General features: G+C 43.9%; 19 protein-coding genes and 2 tRNA genes. 3 read left to right on the top strand and 18 right to left on the bottom strand.

The window, feature by feature from the left end; translation table 11 throughout:
- Positions 1-111: 111 nt before the first annotated feature.
- From PG418_RS02725 to pap, 7 genes are all read right to left on the bottom strand, one after another.
- Positions 112-1785 (bottom strand): uridine kinase family protein, encoded by a 1674-nt coding sequence (locus PG418_RS02725; RefSeq protein ID WP_498837017.1) that lies wholly within the window; start codon positions 1783-1785, stop codon positions 112-114.
- A gap of 70 nt (positions 1786-1855) precedes the next feature.
- Positions 1856-2653, bottom strand: a complete 798-nt coding sequence (locus tag PG418_RS02720; RefSeq protein ID WP_498837081.1) for a Nif3-like dinuclear metal center hexameric protein — start codon at positions 2651-2653, stop codon at positions 1856-1858.
- A 10-nt stretch (positions 2654-2663) separates the two neighbouring features.
- Positions 2664-3380: a tRNA (adenine(22)-N(1))-methyltransferase gene (locus PG418_RS02715; protein WP_055297074.1), complete on the bottom strand. Its 717-nt coding sequence runs from the start codon at positions 3378-3380 to the stop codon at positions 2664-2666.
- Positions 3381-3384: 4 nt separating this feature from the next.
- On the bottom strand, positions 3385-4500 hold the full coding sequence (gene rpoD, locus PG418_RS02710) for an RNA polymerase sigma factor RpoD (protein ID WP_195368184.1): 1116 nt from the start codon (positions 4498-4500) through the stop codon (positions 3385-3387).
- Positions 4501-4539: 39 nt separating this feature from the next.
- Complete coding sequence (gene dnaG / locus PG418_RS02705) at positions 4540-6315, bottom strand: DNA primase (protein WP_022220526.1); 1776 nt, start codon at positions 6313-6315, stop codon at positions 4540-4542.
- Positions 6316-6399: 84 nt separating this feature from the next.
- The gene (locus PG418_RS02700) at positions 6400-7404 is read right to left on the bottom strand and encodes a deoxyguanosinetriphosphate triphosphohydrolase (protein WP_498837016.1); all 1005 of its coding nucleotides are present in this window, start codon (positions 7402-7404) and stop codon (positions 6400-6402) included.
- A 3-nt stretch (positions 7405-7407) separates the two neighbouring features.
- On the bottom strand, positions 7408-8871 hold the full coding sequence (pap, locus tag PG418_RS02695; RefSeq protein WP_270476079.1) for a polyphosphate:AMP phosphotransferase: 1464 nt from the start codon (positions 8869-8871) through the stop codon (positions 7408-7410).
- 277 nt (positions 8872-9148) lie between these two features.
- Here pap and PG418_RS02690 point away from each other — a divergent pair.
- Both PG418_RS02690 and PG418_RS02685 read left to right on the top strand, forming a co-directional pair.
- Positions 9149-9233: transfer RNA gene (locus PG418_RS02690), tRNA-Leu, on the top strand.
- 38 nt (positions 9234-9271) lie between these two features.
- Positions 9272-9356 (top strand) — tRNA-Leu (locus PG418_RS02685).
- Positions 9357-9797: 441 nt separating this feature from the next.
- Here the strand turns inward: PG418_RS02685 and PG418_RS02680 are convergent.
- From PG418_RS02680 to PG418_RS02635, 10 genes are all read right to left on the bottom strand, one after another.
- Complete coding sequence (locus PG418_RS02680) at positions 9798-10556, bottom strand: prolipoprotein diacylglyceryl transferase (RefSeq protein WP_008374876.1); 759 nt, start codon at positions 10554-10556, stop codon at positions 9798-9800.
- A gap of 172 nt (positions 10557-10728) precedes the next feature.
- Positions 10729-12801, bottom strand: coding sequence for a heavy metal translocating P-type ATPase (locus PG418_RS02675; RefSeq protein ID WP_175305294.1), 2073 nt, complete (start codon positions 12799-12801; stop codon positions 10729-10731).
- 13 nt (positions 12802-12814) lie between these two features.
- A complete protein-coding gene (locus tag PG418_RS02670) occupies positions 12815-13135 on the bottom strand; it encodes a DUF6110 family protein (protein WP_498837015.1) in 321 nt (106 codons plus the stop codon).
- A 305-nt stretch (positions 13136-13440) separates the two neighbouring features.
- Positions 13441-13833, bottom strand: a complete 393-nt coding sequence (locus PG418_RS02665) for a Fur family transcriptional regulator (RefSeq protein WP_055155676.1) — start codon at positions 13831-13833, stop codon at positions 13441-13443.
- Between the two features lie 27 nt (positions 13834-13860).
- Positions 13861-14229 (bottom strand): heavy-metal-associated domain-containing protein, encoded by a 369-nt coding sequence (locus tag PG418_RS02660; RefSeq protein ID WP_498837014.1) that lies wholly within the window; start codon positions 14227-14229, stop codon positions 13861-13863.
- Position 14230: 1 nt separating this feature from the next.
- A complete protein-coding gene (locus PG418_RS02655) occupies positions 14231-14362 on the bottom strand; it encodes a hypothetical protein (protein WP_008374867.1) in 132 nt (43 codons plus the stop codon).
- A 14-nt stretch (positions 14363-14376) separates the two neighbouring features.
- Entirely contained in the window at positions 14377-14550 is a 174-nt protein-coding gene (locus tag PG418_RS02650; protein ID WP_022220530.1) for a FeoB-associated Cys-rich membrane protein, read from the bottom strand.
- An 83-nt stretch (positions 14551-14633) separates the two neighbouring features.
- A complete protein-coding gene (gene feoB / locus PG418_RS02645; protein WP_055155678.1) occupies positions 14634-16811 on the bottom strand; it encodes a ferrous iron transport protein B in 2178 nt (725 codons plus the stop codon).
- Positions 16812-16860: 49 nt separating this feature from the next.
- A complete protein-coding gene (locus PG418_RS02640) occupies positions 16861-17079 on the bottom strand; it encodes a FeoA family protein (RefSeq protein WP_008374862.1) in 219 nt (72 codons plus the stop codon).
- Positions 17080-17151: 72 nt separating this feature from the next.
- The gene (locus PG418_RS02635) at positions 17152-17361 is read right to left on the bottom strand and encodes a FeoA family protein (RefSeq protein WP_022220531.1); all 210 of its coding nucleotides are present in this window, start codon (positions 17359-17361) and stop codon (positions 17152-17154) included.
- A gap of 297 nt (positions 17362-17658) precedes the next feature.
- On the opposite strand from PG418_RS02635, the gene PG418_RS02630 reads away from it, so the two are divergent.
- Positions 17659-18024: a metal-dependent transcriptional regulator gene (locus tag PG418_RS02630; RefSeq protein ID WP_008374860.1), complete on the top strand. Its 366-nt coding sequence runs from the start codon at positions 17659-17661 to the stop codon at positions 18022-18024.
- Positions 18025-18153: 129 nt separating this feature from the next.
- Here the strand turns inward: PG418_RS02630 and PG418_RS02625 are convergent, their stop codons facing one another.
- The gene (locus tag PG418_RS02625) at positions 18154-18930 is read right to left on the bottom strand and encodes an ATP-binding protein (RefSeq protein ID WP_173689865.1); all 777 of its coding nucleotides are present in this window, start codon (positions 18928-18930) and stop codon (positions 18154-18156) included.
- Between the last annotated feature and the right edge of the window lie 93 nt (positions 18931-19023).

The following is a 19023-nucleotide window of genomic DNA, read 5'->3' as shown; positions in this document are numbered from 1 at the left end:
CTGTTTATTTCTTATTTCTGACGATGAATCACACTAAAAAAACAGCGGAACGGATTCAAACTGCCTCTATAATCTATATCGCTCTCTTACCATGCGACCAGCTTCAACATTCTACAAATCGAAACATCCGCCTCCAATAAATTCCCTCAAAATCGAATTCTGCGGAACATACTCACTTCCGATCCCCACAAAATAATCCAGGAATTTGAGCAGTCTCTTCGCCTCCTGATATTCAGCGCAGTCCTTCTCAATTCCGAACAGGATCGGTTCTGCATAAGCTTTCAGAACTGCCAGCTCATAAAGAAGAGCTGAATTGAACATCACATCCGCGTCTTCCTGATACGGGAAAATATTGTTCTCTTCCCCTCTTCGCACCGACTGCCACATAGCGATCGTCTGCTTTGCCGAAGTACCTCTGGTTCTTGCATCACGCACCATCCGGCGGATCAGACGTCCATCTGTTGATGCGATCCGGTTATGCTCATCGATATTCAGCTGGGTCAGTGCACTGATATAGATCTTGAATTTATTTTCTTTTGGCAAATCATGGGTCAACGCATCATTCAGACAATGAATGCCTTCGATCACCAGAATATCCTGCTCGCCAAGCTGCATATAATGTCCGTTATATTCCCGTTTTCCGGTCTTGAAATTGAACGTCGGAAGCTCAATCCGTTCTCCTGCAAGCAGCTTTTTCAGATCGTGATTAAAAAGTTCCACATCCAGTGCTTCCAAACACTCATAATTCGGCTTTCCTTCTGCGTCCAGCGGTGTATCCACACGGTTCTTAAAGTAATCATCCACCGAAATCGGATGCGGAACCAGACCGCTTACCCGGAGCTGGATGGAAAGCCGTCTGGAAAATGTAGTCTTTCCTGACGAAGAAGGACCGGCGATCAAGACAAACTTTTTCTGCGGATTTCCTGCAATCTGCTCTGCGATCTGCGCAATCTTCTTCTCCTGCATTGCCTCCTGTACCAGAAGCAGTTCCTTTGGATTGGCGCTGCCACCTGTCACATAATCATTCAGTGCCCCTACCGTCTCAATTCCAAGCATATCACCGCCACGCGTAGATTCCTTCAGCACATGGAACAGCTTATTCTGAGGCTGAAACGGAGGTATCTTTTCCGGTTCAGCTGCCTCCGGCATCTGCACTACAAATCCCTCATCATATAAATATAATTTAAAATATTTCAGATAGCCGGTTGATGGAACCATATAGCCGTAATAGTAGTCCTCAAATTCATTGATACTGTAAATATTGACTGTAGACACTCTGCGATACCGGAACAAACGCTCTTTATCCTTCATACCGTACTTGCGGAACATTTCAACCGCTTCATCGGTATGAACCGATCTCTTCCGGATTGAAAGATCCATATCTGCCATTTCATGCATCCGTTCTTCAATCCTTGCAAGCAGTTCCTGATCCAGCTTCTGATCTCCTTTTATTGTACAATAATACCCTTTATCTACAGAAAAATGGATTCTCACCTGTTCTATCTTATCGTGTCCGATTGTATCATATACTGCCTTCACCAGCAGAAAACTTACACCACGGCGATAGGTAAGATTTCCAATTGTCTCGCCTGTCGTCACAAAATGGAGCGCACAGTTCTTTTTCAGCTTCTTTCCAAGCTCCTGAAGCTTTCCATTTACATATACAAGAACAATATCATGTGGGTATCTTTCCTGATATTCCCCGGCAATCTGCAGATATGTGGTTCCTGCCGGAAAACTTCTCTCTTCCCCGTCAATCTGTACTTTGTACATCTGCTGTTCCATATTTACCGCCTTCTTTCTGCCTTACGGCGCTTTGACAAATCTGTCTGTTTTCTCCCCGCTCCCAAACACCTTACGTCAAAATCCAGAATGGCTGCCGGATCTTTGCTGTCCGGATCTCTGCCTCTGGAAATTTCTCCCGGCAAAAATGTTCCATATCTGCAATAAAGATATGCTCCACGCCATAGTGTCCGGCATCAATTACTGCCATTTTTTGCGCAACCGCATCAATCCCCTCATGGTGATCAATGTCACCTGTCACCAGTACATCCACACCTTTTTCCAAAGATACGGAAATTGCGCTCTTCCCGGAGCCCGGAAAAACACCAAGGCGATGTACCTGCATATCCGGCTCTCCAAAAATTTTCACATTCGGAAGATCAAATGCTTTTTTTACCATTTCCGCACAGGATTTTAAATCCATCGGCTGTGCCAGATCAGCAACTCTTCCGATTCCAACCGGAACTTCGCCGGATTCTGAATGCATGCTTCCCGTCACTTCCAGAACCTCCGGTTCACTCAGTTCAAGTATCTTCCCAGCAAGCTCTGCCATTCCCATTACATCATAATTGGTATGCATCGCATAGTAAGAAATGTCATCCCGGATCAACTTCAGTACTCTTCTGCCAATAAAATCCTCGTCATTGATCTTTTTCATTGCTTTAAAGATCATCGGATGATGTGTGATCAGCATATCTGCGCCCCAGTCTGCTGCTTCTTCGATCACTTCATCCGTCGCATCCAGTGCAAGATAGATCCGCTTTACTTCTTTATCGCTTCTTCCGACCTGCAGTCCTACATTATCCCACTCCATAGCATAGTGCTTTGGAAAACGTGCTTCTATTTCTTTTATAATTTCTCTGCAAATCATCATTTTCCTCCTAAAAATACCGGTCAAGCAGGTCTTCTGCTCTCTTTATCATATGCAGAACCTCTGCACTTCTCTCCTTCGTGCGTTCACTCTCCTGCACCCGAAGCTTTTCATACACGCCCTGATTCACAGACAGTTCCTTTTTCAGATATTCTCCCATCACCGGGTGACCCTTCTCTAATAAATATTTTCCATATTCAAGCTCTTCTTCTGCTGCCGGAACACCTTCCGCATAAAGACCTTTCTGCTCTGTCGGGATCACCTTCATCATCGGATAGTATTTGCCATCCTCTTCCACCATGTCCTCTGCAACGATACGAAATCTATGTTCTTCCAGATAACGGCGGACTTTCGCCAGCTCTGACTGCGGCTGCAGGATCAGTTCCTTTAAGCTTCTGGTTTTTGCCGGATCCTCATTCAAAATGTGTATGACAAGACCGCCGCCCATTCCGGCGGCGATCATTGTGTCAGCTTCTTCCATTTTCAAATTCACCAGACCATCAGAAAGACGGGTAACGATCTTCCCATCCAGTCCATGTTCAAGGATATGTGTATCCGCTCTCTCTAATGGTCCTTTGTTAATATCCATGGCAATTGCGGATGGAACCAGCCCGTTCTGTGTCAGATAGATTGGGATGTAAGCGTGATCTGTTCCCACATCCGCAAGACGCATTCCCGGTGTGACAAGATCCGCCACTGCCTGTAATCTTTTTGATAATTCAGCCATCTTCTTAATCCAAATAATCTCTTAATTTTCTGCTGCGGCTTGGATGACGAAGCTTGCGGAGTGCTTTTGCTTCAATCTGACGGATACGCTCACGGGTGACATCGAACTCTTTTCCGACCTCTTCCAATGTACGTGCTCTTCCATCACTCATACCAAAACGCAGGCGGAGAACTTTCTGCTCTCTCTCTGTCAGTGTACTTAAAACTTCATCCAGCTGTTCTTTCAGAAGTGTCTGCGCTGCTGCTTCTGCCGGAACAGGTACATTGTCATCCTGGATAAAGTCGCCCAGGTGGCTGTCCTCTTCCTCACCGATCGGAGTCTCAAGAGAAACCGGTTCCTGGGAAATCTTTAAGATTTCACGCACACGGTCTACCGGCATGTCCAACTCTGCAGCGATCTCTTCCGGCGTAGGTTCACGTCCAAGCTCCTGCAGTAACTGTCTGGATACACGGATCAGTTTGTTGATCGTCTCTACCATATGAACCGGTATACGGATGGTTCTCGCCTGGTCAGCAATCGCACGTGTGATTGCCTGACGGATCCACCATGTTGCATAGGTACTGAACTTAAATCCCTTCTGATAATCAAACTTCTCTACCGCTTTGATAAGTCCAAGGTTTCCTTCCTGTATAAGATCCAGAAACAGCATACCACGTCCCACGTAACGCTTTGCAATGCTGACTACCAGTCGCAGGTTGGCTTCTGCAAGACGCTTTTTCGCTTCTTCATCACCATCTGCCATTCTCTTTGCCAGCTCAATCTCTTCTTCTGCTGAAAGAAGCGGAACCTTACCGATCTCCTTCAGATACATACGGACCGGATCTTCGATGCTGATTCCGTCCGGAACAGACAGGTCGATCTTCTCCATATCCACTTCGTCTTCATCCGAAAGCATGATCTCCAGATCATCATCATCCACATTGGAGTCATCATTTATCTGAAGCACATCGATCCCATTGGCCTCCAGGTACTCAAATACCTTGTCCATCTGTGTCGGTTCCAGCTCCATATCCCGGAATGCATCATTGATTTCCTGGATTTCAAGAATGTTCTTCTTTTTCTTCGCAAGGGCAACCAGATTTTTTAATTTTTCCTGAAACTTTACTACGTTCTCTTCCATGTAGTGTCCTTCCTCTCATCGCTTGTTTATATTCTATCCCTAATTAATGGAAATATGCAGTTTATGAAGGTCCTGCACTGCCTTCTTCGCATTCATAAGCCTTTGCAGCCCCTGAATGTCTGTCGGATCCAGATTCCGGGTTGCGGTTTCGATACTGTACTCCTTTACCCGGAGAATCGTCTCCTTGATCGCTTTTTCCTGCTCTCCCGCAGTCGTCAGCTCTTTGATTCTCGTATTGAAAAGTGCTGCCACCGCGCGGTGTTCCTCTTCCTCTGTAAAATAATTCATGATCTGCGCAGGATTCAGTTCTCCTTTTGCATGCTGTTCATACAGAAGTTCAGCAACTTTCCGGTACAGCTCCACCGTAAAATCCTCCGGCGTAACATAACGGCTTACCTGATCAAACAGCTCTTCCCTATCGATCAGCCAGGTAAGCAGAATCTTCTGTGACCGGATATGACCATCCTCTTTTGGCGTTTCCTGGCGGATCGTCTGTCTTGGCTTTGTGGCCGGAGCTGCCATTCCGCTCTGGACTGCTACCTTGACAACCAGCTTCTTAAGTTCTTCGTAGCCGACGTGATAAGTCTTTGCCACCGCTTCTATGTAATTATCACGTTCAATTTCTTCTTCAAAACGTGCCAGCCTTCTCGCCGCTTCTCTGAGGAATTCCGTCTTTCCTTCCGGTGCATTCAGGTCATAACCTTTTTCCAGCATCTCAAGACCGAACATAAAGCTGTTCCTTGCTTTCCTGATCCGCTCTTCAAATGCCTCAGCTCCAAGATTCTTGATGAATTCATCCGGATCCTTGTACGGTTCCATCCGGATCACGCGGGTCGTCACACCGGCCTCCCGAAGGATTGGAGCTGCCCGGAGTGCCGCTTTAGTTCCGGCTTCATCACTGTCATAGGTCAGATAGACTTCATTCACATACCGTTTGATCAATGCTGCATGTCCTGCTGTAAGTGCAGTTCCAAGTGATGCAACTGCATTGGTAAATCCCGCCTGATGGAGCGAAATTACATCCATATAGCCTTCACATACAATAAAATACGGCTTTCTTGATGTTCTCGCCCGGTGAAGTCCGTACAGATTCCGGCTCTTATCAAAGATCAGAGTCTCCGGTGAGTTCAGGTACTTTGGCTTCCCGTCGCCCATCACACGCCCGCCAAATCCGATCACACGGTTATTCACATCCATAATCGGAAACATGACACGGTTCCAGAATTTGTCGTAAACTCCGTGCTTCTCATCGACATTTACCAGACCGGCTTTGATGATCATCTCTTCACTATACCCCTTCATCTTCAGGTATCGAAACAGATCATCACTGTATTTGCTGGAATATCCAAGTCCAAATGCGGTGATCGTCTCCTGGCTCAACTGACGGTTCTGCAGATATTCTCTTGCCTGCCTTCCGCCCTCCGTCTTCAGCTGCGCATAATAATACTTGGCCGCCAGCTTGTTCATCTCAAGCAGCGCACTTCTCGTATCTGCTCTTTCTTTCGCTTCTTTTGAATATTCCTCTTGCGGAAGCTCCACACCGGCACGCTGTGCCAGAAACTTGAGTGCTTCTACAAAAGAATAATTCTCATACTCCATAATGAAGGTAAATACATTTCCTCCCGCTCCGCAGCCAAAGCAGTAATACATCTGCTTATCCCTGCTCACAGAAAAAGAAGGAGATTTCTCACTGTGAAACGGGCAAAGTCCGAAATACGAACTCCCCTGCTTCTTCAGCTTCACATATCCGGAAATCACATCTACGATATCATTTTTCGATCTTACTTCTTCTATAATCTCATCTGAATAATACATTATGTCCTACACCTTCCTGGCAGGGTTCGCGCACCTTGCGCAACCCCTACATAATATATATTCGACAAAACTTTTTTATTTCCTTTAAAATTTCCAAGATTGTGGAATAAAAATTTCTTCAAACTTTTTTACGGCAAAATTATCCGTCATTCCTGCTATGTAATCACACACTGCGATCTCCGGTATTTCCCCCTTCTGCAGCTGTTTCAGATACTGCTCCGGCATCTTTTCCATGTGCGTTTCATAATAAGAATACAGATCTTCGATCATTCGGATTGCTTTGTCCTCTTCGCCCTTTGCAAGTGGATTCTCATAAACATGGGTAAACATATATGCCCGCAGCTCCATCAATGCTTCACGGACTTCCTCTGACATGCAGATCTTCGGTTTGTCCATGCTGTTTACGATCACATCATGGGTAAGTGTGTTCAAACGCTCTCTTTTACTGTTGCCCAGAACTTTTCGCAGCTCTTTGGGCAGTTCCTCTTCATTCATGATCCCCGCCCTTACTGCGTCATCAATATCATGGTTCACATAAGCAATCTTATCAGACAGTCTGACGATCTGCCCTTCCAGTGTCGCAGGCATTCCCGCACTTTTGTGATTGCGGATTCCATCGATCACTTCCCAGGTCAGATTCAGTCCCTCCCCCTGTTTCTCCAACACCTCTACTACACGGACACTTTGTTCATTGTGTTTAAATCCACACGGACACACATTGTTCAGAGCTCTCTCTCCTGCATGCCCAAACGGAGTATGCCCAAGATCATGCCCCAGTGCAATTGCCTCCACCAGATCTTCGTTCAGCCTGAGCGCCTTTCCGATCGTCCGGGCGTTCTGCGATACTTCCAGCGTATGCGTTAGCCGTGTCCTGTAATGGTCTCCGATTGGTAGGAGAAACACCTGCGTCTTCTGCTTCATGCGCCGGAATGCCTTACTGTGCAGGATCCGATCTCTGTCCCTCTGAAAAACCGGTCGGATGTCACACTGTGGCTCATTTCTCTTTCTCCCCCGGGAAGCCATGCTTAATGTGGCACAGGGGCTTAGATATTCCTTTTCTCTTTCTTCCATCTGTTCCCTAATTGTCATTTTTTATTTTCTCTCTTCTTTCAGTCGTTTCTCGATTGCTTCTGTCACGCATTCCAGAACTTTAATACGTGCATAGTATTTATCATTTCCTTCCACTACGATCCACGGTGCATGTGGCATAGAAGTCTTTTCCAGCATTTCTTCTACCGCCACCTCATACTGATCCCATTTTTCCCGGTTTCTCCAGTCTTCATCGGTAATCTTCCACTGTTTTTTCGGATTTTCCTGTCTGGCTTTAAACCTTCTCGCCTGCTCATCTTTGTCAATCTGCATCCAGAATTTCAGCACGATTGCTCCTGCATTTACCAGATCCTGCTCCATGGCATTGATTTCCCCATAAGCTCTCTTCCATTCTTTTTCGGTGCAAAATCCTTCAATCCTCTCTACCATCACTCTTCCGTACCAGGTTCTGTCAAATATCGCAATATGGCCGGCTTTCGGCATTGCACGCCAGAAACGCCACAGATAATGATGTGCTTTCTCTGTATCACTCGGTGACGCTGTCGGATTCACCACATATCCCCTCGGATCCATATGTGAAGTCAGACGTTTGATCGCACCTCCTTTTCCTCCGGCATCCCACCCCTCAAAGCCAAGGACAACCGGGATTCTCCTGCGATAAAGCTCTCCATGCAGATGTTCCATCTTTTTCTGAAGCTCTTTTAAGCGTTCCTCATAAACCTCTTTTGGCATGGATTTGGAAAGATCCGTCTTTGCCAGAATGGATTCTGCTGTTTCCCTTTTCATTTCTGTTTTCTTTTCCAGACTGCCTTTTTCTTCCAGTTCCTTTCTTGCGACTGCTTCTTTCATTGCCTGGATCACCGCCTGATAAACAGCCACTTTGGCTTCTTTCTTCTTTGTAGCATTGATCACTGTCCACGGTGCGTAATCTGCATCCGTTTTCCGCAGCATCTCTTCATTGATTGCTTTATACTCTTTAAAATCATGGTTCCGCTTCAAATCGCCTTTGCTTACCCGCCATGCAGTATCCTTGGAAGCAAGCAGTTTCTCAAAGCGCTTTTTCTGTTCTTTCCGGTCAATCTTTAAAAACAGTTTGATGATCACCATTCCATCATCCGTCAGCTGTTTTTCAAACGCACGGATCGATGCAAAATCCTTTTCCAGCTCTTTTTCCGGTGTTTTTCCTTCAAAACGTTCAATCATAACTCTCCGGTACCAGCTGGTATCAAAAATCGCAATTCTTCCCTTTTCCGGGATCTTCGTCCAGAAACGCCACATAAAAGGATGCATCCATTCCTCTTCCGTTTCATTTTTTACCGCATATACTTTAAAGCCTCTTGGATCGAATGCCTGGATCAGATTACCAATCTGAAGCCCTTTTCCTGCTGCTCCATAACCCTCAAACGCGATCATCACCGGGATTTTTTTCTCCCTGCACACTCTTTGCAGTTCTCCAAGCTGCTCTCCCAGTTCTTTTATATCCTTCATTTTTATATTTTTCTCCATAAAATGCCTCCATTTCACCAGTTTCTGCTCTTATTATCCCCAAATTCATTGATAAAACGCGCATTTAACGCACACAATTATATATTATATTACTATATTTTCTCATAATAAGAAAGTAAATTTGTAAAATTATTGAATTATTTATCTTTTCGATATTTTTTGTAATATATTGCGAATTAAAATTTCTTTTAATTTTTTGTTGACTTTGTGTTTAGAATATAGTATTATAGCTTTTGTCAGCGGCGAGCAGTTAAAAACAAAGCTTACTGAGTGATATGCGGAAGTGTCGGAACTGGCAGACGAGCAAGACTAAGGATCTTGTAGGCATTGCGCCTGTGTGGGTTCAAGTCCCATCTTCCGCATTCGGATTTATCCGAATCTGGTAATTAAATATTTTTGTGCGGAAGTGTCGGAACTGGCAGACGAGCAAGACTAAGGATCTTGTAAGCATTGCGCTTGTGTGGGTTCAAGTCCCATCTTCCGCATTATAAAAAGGGACCTCTGATTTTATCAGAGGTTCCTTTTTATAGTACCGAAGCGTGACCTGAACCCATGGTTCAGGTCTTCGCTCCGCTACGGTCGGCGCAAAGCATTCGTCCACTGGACGAATTGCGCCCCATCTTCCGCTTCCTTCTTTTTTCAAACTCTCCGTTTTTGTTTAGAAATTCTTTTTTTATACCAACGTACAGCTTAAACCCATGGTTCAGGTCTTCGCTCCGCTACGGTCGGCGCAGAACACTCGTCCACCGGACGAGTTGCTCCCCATCTTCCGCTTCCTTACCGTAAAATTATCTCTGTTTTTTATCAGAGGTTTTCTTTTTATAGTACCAAAACGTGACCTGAACCCATGGTTCAGGTCTTCGCTCCGCTACGGTCGGCGCAGGGCATTCGTCCACCGGACGAACCTGGCCCCATCTTCCGCTTCCTTACCATTTATGCCTTTTTTTATTTACAAGATACAATACAATTCCACCTGCTACGATCACCATGGAGATCCACTGGGAGGTTGAGAACATCCAAGCTCCCCCTCTGTTATCATTTCTCAAAAACTCAACAAGAAATCTTCCCACACCATACAGCAGCATATATAAAAAGCCTACGTTTCCCGGTGTACCGTCTTTTTTATTCTTCCTATAATATAGAAGTAACACGATCATGATCAGGAAATCGCCCGCCGACGAAATAAGCTGTGTCGGGATCAGTTTTACACCTGCCGGAGCAAGCCCACCTTCCGGGAATACCACACCAAATCTGGAGGTTGTCTCCCTTCCATAGCAGCATCCTGCAAGAAAACATCCGATTCTTCCAAATCCCTGTGCCATTGAAATACTTGCTACAGCGAGATCAAAATATTCCAGAAAATAAAGCTTCTTGATTCTGCAATATACAATTGCTGTCAGAAAACCGGCAATAATTCCACCATATACGACAAACCCTTCTGAACCGAGTACCGTCTTCGGATCCTTGATAAACGTCTTAAACTCCACGATCACATATAGAATTTTTGCACCTAAAAAACCGCCGATTACACCGTAAATTCCAATATCCACAATTGCTTCCTGATCCAGACCATTCTTTTTCGCCCGATAAGAAGCCATTGCTACACAACAAAGGATACCGATTGCGATCATCAGTCCATATCCATGTATCGTAAACTTTCCTATTGAAAACAGATCAATTTTCACGCTTTTTTCTTCCTCCCTTTTATCAATCTATTTATCATTGTATGGATTATCCCTTCATTTGTCAATCTTATCCTTTTTGATACTATCCGCTATTTTGCCTCTTAATCCAGCAATGGGGCATGATTCAGAGAATCATCCCCCACGTTTAGAACTATCATTAAATTGTTCTGCCTTACAGAAGATTCTTCATACTCTTCAGCCCAATTGCCAGAGTTGAAGTATTGTGTAAAAGTGCTGATGTCGTTGGCTGGATCACACCGGTTACTCCAAGTACGATCAGACCGGAATTGAATCCAACGATAAAGCGGTAATTACTTTGAATCCTCTTCATCAGCCTATTACTGAGACGTCTTAAGGTCACGATCTGTCCAAGATCATCTGCGCCTACCGTAATATCTGCAATCTCACGTGCAATCTCTGCGCCATTGCTGATCGCAATTCCCACATCTGCCGCTGAAAGCGCCGGAGAATCATTGATACCATCGCCGATCATAATAACTTTTCTTCCGGCTGCTTTTTCTTTTTCTACAAATGCAGCCTTATCTTCCGGCAGTACTTCTGAATAATATTCATCCACACCGACACGCTTTGCGATCGCCGAAGCTGTACGGTCGCTGTCACCTGTCATCATAACAATTTTTCCAAATCCTGTTTTCTTGAGCTCGGCAACTACTGTCTTCGCCTCTTCTCTCAATGGATCTTCAATACAGATCACTCCTGCAAGCTGATTCTCGATTGCAAGATACAGATGTGAATATTCTTCCGGAAGACTGTCAAATAACTCCTGTTTTCCTTCCGGAATTGTACATTTTTCATCTTCAAATACAAAATGAGAGCTTCCGATAATTACATTTTTATCATCAATCGTTGTAGAAATGCCATGTGCAACCACATACTCTACCTTGGAATGCATTTCCTCATGATCCAGATTTTTCTCTTTTGCTGCATTTACTACTGCTTTTGCCATAGAATGTGGAAAATGTTCTTCCAGACACGCCGCAATACGGAGCAGTTCATCCGGTGTTCTTCCATCAAAGGGAACCACATCCACCACGGTAGGTGTTGCTTTTGTAAGTGTACCAGTCTTGTCAAATACGATCGTATCTGCCTCTGCCACGGCTTCAAGATACTTTCCGCCCTTTACGGTAATATTGTAAAGGTTTGCTTCACGGATTGCAGACAGCACCGAAATCGGCATTGAAAGCTTAAGGGCACACGAAAAATCTACCATCAGGATTGAAAGGGCCTTTGTGACATTTCTCGTCAGCAGATAGGTAAGAGCTGTTCCACCAAGTGAATACGGTACAAGCCTGTCTGCAAGATGTTCTGCCTTGCTTTCTACTCCTGATTTTAACTTCTCAGATTCTTCAATCATCGTAACGATCTTATCAAAGCGGCTGTTTCCGCTTACCTGTTTGACTCCGACTGTGATCTCACCTTCTTCGACCACCGTTCCTGCATATGCATAGCTTCCAACCGTCTTACGGACAGACACTGACTCTCCGGTAAGAGATGCCTGATTGATCATCGCTTCACCATCCACGATATCGCCGTCAAACGGAATCACAGTTCCCATACGAATCACAATCCGGTCTCCTGCTTTTATCTTGGATGCAGGAACCAGAACTTCCTGATCTTCTGTCTTCAGCCATACCTTACTTACGTTCAGAGACATGGTCCTTGCCAGGTCATCTACGGATTTCTTATGTGTCCACTCTTCCAGAATCTCACCGATTCCAAGCAGGAACATGACGGATCCGGCTGTACTGAAATCCCCACGTGCAACGGATACACCAATTGCAGTCGCATCCAGCACCGGAACCTCAATTTTGCGTGCCCACAGACACTTGATTCCCTTCCAGATATACTTCAGTGACATGACCGATGTATAGCATGCATTCAGTGGATACGGAAGGAACCATTTTCTTGCATAATGAAATACTACTTTATTGAACAGCTTTTCCTGATACTGCGCATTCACTTCACGACCGGAAGTTGCAAGTACGTCTGCCGGAACTTCCACTGTCTGATAGTGAAATTCCTGCAGAAGACGGATTACATCTTCTCTGTCGCCGGTATAATTAATGACTGCATCACAGGTTCTGTCATATACCTTTGCTAATTTGACTGATTCATTGCAGAGCAGATAATACTGTAATATATCAGCCTGTTCATATGTCATTCTTTTTTGAAAAAGCCGGACTCTCATCCGGCCTTTCATCTCATGTTTAATTATAAACTTCACGTTCAGGCGCCTCTTACTCTGTTACTTCGTTGAACTCTGTATTTTCAGCTTCTTCAGCCTCTGCTGCTGTATCTGCATCAGAAAATACTTCCATTTCAGCAGCTCTTTCTTCGTTGATGTTCTTAGCTTCAGCGTAAATATCCTCTGCATTTTCCTGGATATTTGTAGCTGTTTTCATAACACAGTCTTTTGCGCGAAGAACTGCTGCTGTACAATTTGTGTACACGTTCTTAGCATCCTTGCTTGAAAGCGCTTTGATTCCAGCTGTTCCAAAAAGAACTCCTGATGCAAAAATTCCAACCTTTTTCCAATTTACTTTAGTAATATCAAACATATCTACGTACCTCCTGTTTTTTCATTAACGCCTATTATATGACACGAATCTGAAAATTTCCAGTCTTTTTTTGCTTCTGATAAATTTTCTCACTTTTGCGTAAAATCAGTTTTGTCAAACTTTTTTCATTATATCTAACACAAATTCGCTATTTTCACCTTAATTTTTACACAACTTTTCACAGTTATCTATATCCATATTTATATAGAAGAAACTCATTTCCCGGTATCTTAAAGAGACAGATACAGCCACGGTACCTGCCTCCATATCCGAACCGTTCCGTTTCAGAACGTTTTTTTACAATGTTATGCTTCTTTGAGTGTGATATTTCTCACATTCTGTCCACCCGAAAATCCACAGGCATCCAGACCAGATTTAATTACTGCTGTCCATTTATCTTCCGGAAGATCAAGAACCGTTCCATCCTCCAGTTCGACCATGCATTCCATCTTATTGCCATCATCCGAAATACGATACATATTCTTGCGGCTGATCGCTCCGATCTGTTCCAGCGTATTGACCATACGGTATACCGTCGCCGGTCCGATACTCGGATCCTTCAGAGACGCCTGATAATAAATTTCCTTGCAGCAATTACATTTTCCTTCCAAAATAACATCGATCAGCATGAGCCGCTGCTTCGTAACCCTACAGCCACTTCTTTTCAGCTGCTCGATTATTCTTTCTTTCGCGTCCATGATAGCCCCTTTCCATGCTGTCGCCTGTTAGGCTCTGATATCAACTACCTTAAATCCTGCTTCCTCGACAGCTTTTTTCAGATCATCATCATCGATTTCTCTGTCATAGCTTACAACTGCTTCTTCTTTTTTGAGATTCACCTTTGCAGATGCACCTTCGATTTTGTCGATTGCTTTCGTTACACTTTTCACGCAATGATCACAGTGCATACCGGAAACCATCACCGTCTTTTTACCGATTGCCGGATGTTCCAGAACCTTTTCTTCAATCTCTGTCTTGATCAGTCCAGATCCACCACCACAGCAAGGGCTTTCCCCTTTAAAATGTTTAAGCGTACCCTTTAATGCAAAAATAAGAAGTACGATCACGATCAGAACAATAATTGCATCAACCATCTTATTCCTCATCCTTCCGGCGTTCACGCCATTTCTTTATCCATAAAACCAACTGATATATGCTGACTCCTACAAGATAAATGATCAAGAATGCTCCGAATGCATAGAACATAGAGCCTGTTGAACTTCCCATATGCCTTCCGCCTTTCAGTCTTTCTTCTTTGGTGCGGTTTTTCCACTACATCCGCTACACGAACTGCAGTTACCGCTGCATCCAGCACAACCGACCGGTTTTCCTTCTTTATGGTTTTTATAACCTTTGTAAATCAGATAAATACAATATGCTGCGATCAGTGCCACTATCACAATATTTGCGATCATAACCTTCACCTTGTCTTTCTTTTACACTGGAAGCCGGACACAGGCTTCTGCATCCGGCTTCCGCCTTAAAGTTCTTATAAATCTTATGCGTTTACAGAACGTTTTGAATAAACTTTCTGATTTTTATACGGATCTGGTCTGAACAGCATGAAAAGGATTGCGATAAGGAAAAGGAATCCAACTGCTGTACCAACTCCGAATGCTCCGCCTGTTACGAATGAACCGATCTGATATACACAGAGGCATACAATGTAAGCGAAGATATTCTGGAAGAGAATTGCGAACCAGAACCATTTTCTTGACTGCATCTGCTGTGCCATTGTAGCAATTGCTGCAAGGCAAGGAGAATCAAGAAGGTTGAACATCAGGAATGTAAATGCTGCAATTGAGCTTGGGAACCAAGATGCAACACCAGCTGCTACGTTGACTGCATCTTCTGTATCACCAGATACATTTGCAAGTACACCCATTGTTGAAACAATTGCTTCTTTTGCTGTAAATCCAGAGATAGAAGCTGCTACCGGCTGCCACTCGCCAAATCCAAGTGGTGCAAAGAGCGGTGCGATCACGCCACCAATCATTGCCATAAGACTGTCTGCGCTGTCTTCTACCATGCCAAAGCTTCCGTCTACAAATCCGAATCCGCCAAGGAACCACATTACAACGCAGGCAAGGAACAGGATTGTTCCGGCTTTGATGATGAAGCCTTTCAGTCTTTCCCATACATGAAGGAGAACTGTCTTAGCCTGTGGAATATGGTACTGTGGAAGTTCCATTACGAACGGTGCCGGTTTTCCTGAGAACGGTTTTGTCTTTTTCAGGATGATCGCAGCTACAAGTACTGCAACGATTCCAATGAAATACATAAGCGGTGCGATAAATGAACTTTCCTGATATCCTGCTACTTCACCGGAAATAACACCACCCATCAGAGCGATAACCGGAAGCTTAGCTCCACACGGGATAAAAGTTGCTGTCATAATTGTAAGACGTCTGTCATTGTCCTGTTCAATAGTCTTAGAAGCCATGATTCCAGGAATACCGCAGCCTGATGAAATCAGAAGCGGGATAAAGCTCTTTCCCGAAAGTCCGAAATGTCTGAACACACGGTCCATGACGAATGCGATACGAACCATGTATCCACAGTCTTCAAGGATAGACAAGAAAAGGAACAGAATCGCCATCTGTGGAACGAAACCAAGAACGGCTCCAAGACCACCGATGATACCATCAACAACAAGTCCCATAACCATGTCACCGGCACCGATCGCTGAAAGTGCGCTTGTTGCTGCATCCTGAATTGCTACTACAAATACATCATTTGTCCAATCTGTTACAAAGGTACCGACTGTCGTTACAGAAACATAATATACGATCCACATTACCAGCATAAAGATCGGGATTCCGAGGAACCGGTTGGTAACGATACGGTCGATCTTATCAGAAGTTGTAAGTTTTTCTTTTCCCTTCTGAACAGTTGTTGAAACAATCTTCTGGATGAATTTGTAACGTTCGTCTGTTACAATACTTTCCATATCATCGTCATGTTTCTTTTCAAGAGCTTTTCTCTGTGCTTCCACCGTCTGGGCTGCCGCACCGGAAAGTTTCATGCTCTCTACTACCTTGCTGTCGTTCTCAAGGAATTTTACAGCGTACCATCTCTTCTTCTCTTCTGAAACAGAACTCGGAAGAACGCTCTTAACTTCTGCTACAGCACCTTCCAGCTCCGCTGAGAAGATATCTTTCGGAAGATCGATTTCTGACTTCTTAGCAACTTTTACTGCTTCATCGATCAGTTTGTCAAGTCCTTCACCTTTCAGCGCAGATGTCTCGATAATCGGACAGTCAAGCAGCATTGAAAGTCTCTTCACATCAATCTTGATTCCTCTCTTCGCAAGAAGATCTGCCATGTTCAGTGCAATAACAACCGGAACGCCTGTCTCGATCAGCTGAGTTGTCAGATACAGGTTACGTTCAATATTGGTTGCATCCACCAGATCAATGATCACATCCGGATTTTCTTTCAGCACATAGTCACGGCTGACGACCTCTTCCAGTGTATATGGAGACATTGAATAGATACCCGGAAGGTCAGTTACGATAACTTCTTCCTTTGTCTTCTTACTTTTTAATTTACCCTCTTTTTTCTCTACAGTAACCCCTGGCCAGTTACCAACATACTGGTTGGCTCCTGTGAGCGCGTTAAACATGGTAGTTTTACCGCAGTTCGGGTTTCCGGCAAGTGCAATTTTAATTGCCATTCCTTTTTACCTCCTTGTTGTACTACTCTCATGCATAATTATGTATATGCTATTTTACCTGCACACACTGTGCATCATCTTTTCTTACTGTAAGTTCATATCCTCTTACAGTAATCTCAACAGGATCACCGAGAGGCGCAACTTTTCTGATGTACAGCTCGCTTCCTTTTGTTATGCCCATGTCCATAATACGGCGTTTGTAAGCTCCGTCTCCTTCAATCCTGGTCACAACAACAGTGCTTCCAACCTTTGCATCACCTAAAGTCATTGTCGTATCTCCTTTCCTTTAAGCTTCGTAATACAGAATATATATACAGCGGACCCATCGACCAGCCAGAGGCTAGATCATGATATGCCGCGCCATATCAGAATTAACCGCAACACGTGAATCCTTGATGTTCACGATCACATTACCACCGATTGCAGAAACAACTGTAATCTCTGCACCTGCTACAAATCCGAGATTCGCAAGGAATCGCCTTGTTTCTTCATTTCCACCAATTCTCTTGATCTCATTTACTTCACCAATATTCGCCATCGTTAAAGGCATAATCCCTACCTCCTGTTCTTTTGCGTATTTGGAATTTTGAATGATAATTTTTTTCATTACCAACTTTTGTTCATTAGTTAGTATATGCTAACATTTGTGTGTTGTCAAGCATTTTTTTAAGTTTTGTTAAACCATTGTTTTCTGTTACTCATTTTTGCCATTTATCACTTACTTATAATAGTTATAGCTTCTACTTTTTGCACAAAAGAGCATTTACAGAACAATATTATTTGAAAAAAAATACAATCCATGGTATCCTATTAGATATAAGAATAAATAGTGAGGTGACCGGAATAAATGGCTAAAAATGAATCTTCCGAAAATTATCTTGAAGCAATATTGATGTTAAGTAAAAAATTACCTGTCGTACGTTCCGTAGATATTGCCAACGAACTTGGTTTCAAAAAATCAAGCGTCAGCATCGCCATGAAGAAACTTCGTCAGGAGAATCATATTACCGTAACAGATGCAGGTTTTATCTATCTTACCGATTCAGGAAAAGAGATCGCGAACATGATCTATGAACGGCATGAATTTATTTCAAAATGGCTGATCGAACTCGGTGTCCCAGAAGAAATCGCTACAGATGATGCCTGCCAGATGGAGCACGTGATCAGCAGAGAAAGCTTTAACGCAATCAAAGAATATGTACGAACACATTAGTAAATGCGTCAGAAAAGGCCGAAAAGTTTATAACTTTTCAGCCTTTTTCTTTGCCCTTTTGCAGACTCTACAGATTTACCGCAACATATTTCATATGCTGTTTTCCGTAATGAAATTACTTTACTGATATTATTCATCAAGGATCTGTCCGTCAAGCGATAAGGTCACGACCTGCCACGGAATAAATTTACCGCTTTCCTGAAGCGCTTTCTTAGCCGCCAGCTCAAGTCCGCCACAACAAGGTACTTCCATCCGCACAATCGTCACACTCTTAATATTATTGTTCTTAATAATCTCCGTCAGCTTCTCCGAATAATCCACATTATCCAGTTTTGGACATCCAATCAAAGTCACATGCCCTTTGATAAAACGATTGTGAAAATCTCCATAAGCATAGGCACTGCAATCCGCAGCGACCAGAAGCTTCGCCCCGTCAAAATATGGTGCATTCACCGGTGCAAGCTTAATCTGTACCGGCCACTGGGAAAGCATACTCTTATTCACGCTTTTCGCCGTCTCCCTTCCTTCCTCTTCGCTCTCTGCATTCTGCATACTCTCCTCTCTGTTCATCATACGCATGCGGGTTCCAGGACATCCCCCTGCAAATGATTTTACCGGTGCTTTAGGTCCTTCTCCCGCATTCTGCTTTCCAGCCTCTTCCTGCTGCTTTTTAAGCATATTCTGCTTCACAGCCTCCGCATCATAAGCCGCCGCCTCACGCTCTACAAAATGAATGGCATCCACCGGACAATTCGGCAGACAGTCTCCCAGCCCGTCGCAATAATCATCTCTCATCAGCTTTGCTTTCCCATTTACCATAGAAATAGCCCCCTCATGGCAGGCCTTTGCACAAGCTCCACACCCATTACATTTCTCCTCATCTATCTGAATAATTCTACGAATCATATTCCTTTATATCCTCCTATTCGAAAAATTTGTATTCCTTTAACTTTACCAGCTTATTTTAGCTTACAACCACATTCTATTCTGTTGTTATAA

This window comes from Bariatricus sp. TF06-38A (genome assembly GCF_027690675.1).
Classification (GTDB): Bacteria; Bacillota; Clostridia; order Lachnospirales; family Lachnospiraceae; genus Allocoprococcus; species Allocoprococcus comes.
This window is presented reverse-complemented; position numbering and strand designations above follow the sequence as displayed.

Coding starts and splice junctions, on each gene's coding strand:
- PG418_RS02715 (WP_055297074.1), bottom strand. CDS start 3,380: ATGGCTGAATTATCAAAAAGATTACAGGCAGTGGCGGATCTTGTCACA.
- dnaG (WP_022220526.1), bottom strand. CDS start 6,315: ATGTATTATTCAGATGAGATTATAGAAGAAGTAAGATCGAAAAATGAT.
- pap (WP_270476079.1), bottom strand. CDS start 8,871: ATGGAGAAAAATATAAAAATGAAGGATATAAAAGAACTGGGAGAGCAG.
- rpoD (WP_195368184.1), bottom strand. CDS start 4,500: ATGGAAGAGAACGTAGTAAAGTTTCAGGAAAAATTAAAAAATCTGGTT.
- PG418_RS02665 (WP_055155676.1), bottom strand. CDS start 13,833: ATGGACGCGAAAGAAAGAATAATCGAGCAGCTGAAAAGAAGTGGCTGT.
- PG418_RS02640 (WP_008374862.1), bottom strand. CDS start 17,079: ATGACTTTAGGTGATGCAAAGGTTGGAAGCACTGTTGTTGTGACCAGG.
- PG418_RS02720 (WP_498837081.1), bottom strand. CDS start 2,653: ATGATTTGCAGAGAAATTATAAAAGAAATAGAAGCACGTTTTCCAAAG.
- PG418_RS02650 (WP_022220530.1), bottom strand. CDS start 14,550: ATGATCGCAAATATTGTGATAGTGGCACTGATCGCAGCATATTGTATT.
- feoB (WP_055155678.1), bottom strand. CDS start 16,811: ATGGCAATTAAAATTGCACTTGCCGGAAACCCGAACTGCGGTAAAACT.
- PG418_RS02700 (WP_498837016.1), bottom strand. CDS start 7,404: ATGACAATTAGGGAACAGATGGAAGAAAGAGAAAAGGAATATCTAAGC.
- PG418_RS02655 (WP_008374867.1), bottom strand. CDS start 14,362: ATGGGAAGTTCAACAGGCTCTATGTTCTATGCATTCGGAGCATTCTTG.
- PG418_RS02630 (WP_008374860.1), top strand. CDS start 17,659: ATGGCTAAAAATGAATCTTCCGAAAATTATCTTGAAGCAATATTGATG.
- PG418_RS02725 (WP_498837017.1), bottom strand. CDS start 1,785: ATGGAACAGCAGATGTACAAAGTACAGATTGACGGGGAAGAGAGAAGT.
- PG418_RS02635 (WP_022220531.1), bottom strand. CDS start 17,361: ATGCCTTTAACGATGGCGAATATTGGTGAAGTAAATGAGATCAAGAGA.
- PG418_RS02625 (WP_173689865.1), bottom strand. CDS start 18,930: ATGATTCGTAGAATTATTCAGATAGATGAGGAGAAATGTAATGGGTGT.
- PG418_RS02660 (WP_498837014.1), bottom strand. CDS start 14,229: ATGGTTGATGCAATTATTGTTCTGATCGTGATCGTACTTCTTATTTTT.
- PG418_RS02670 (WP_498837015.1), bottom strand. CDS start 13,135: ATGTTTGATATTACTAAAGTAAATTGGAAAAAGGTTGGAATTTTTGCA.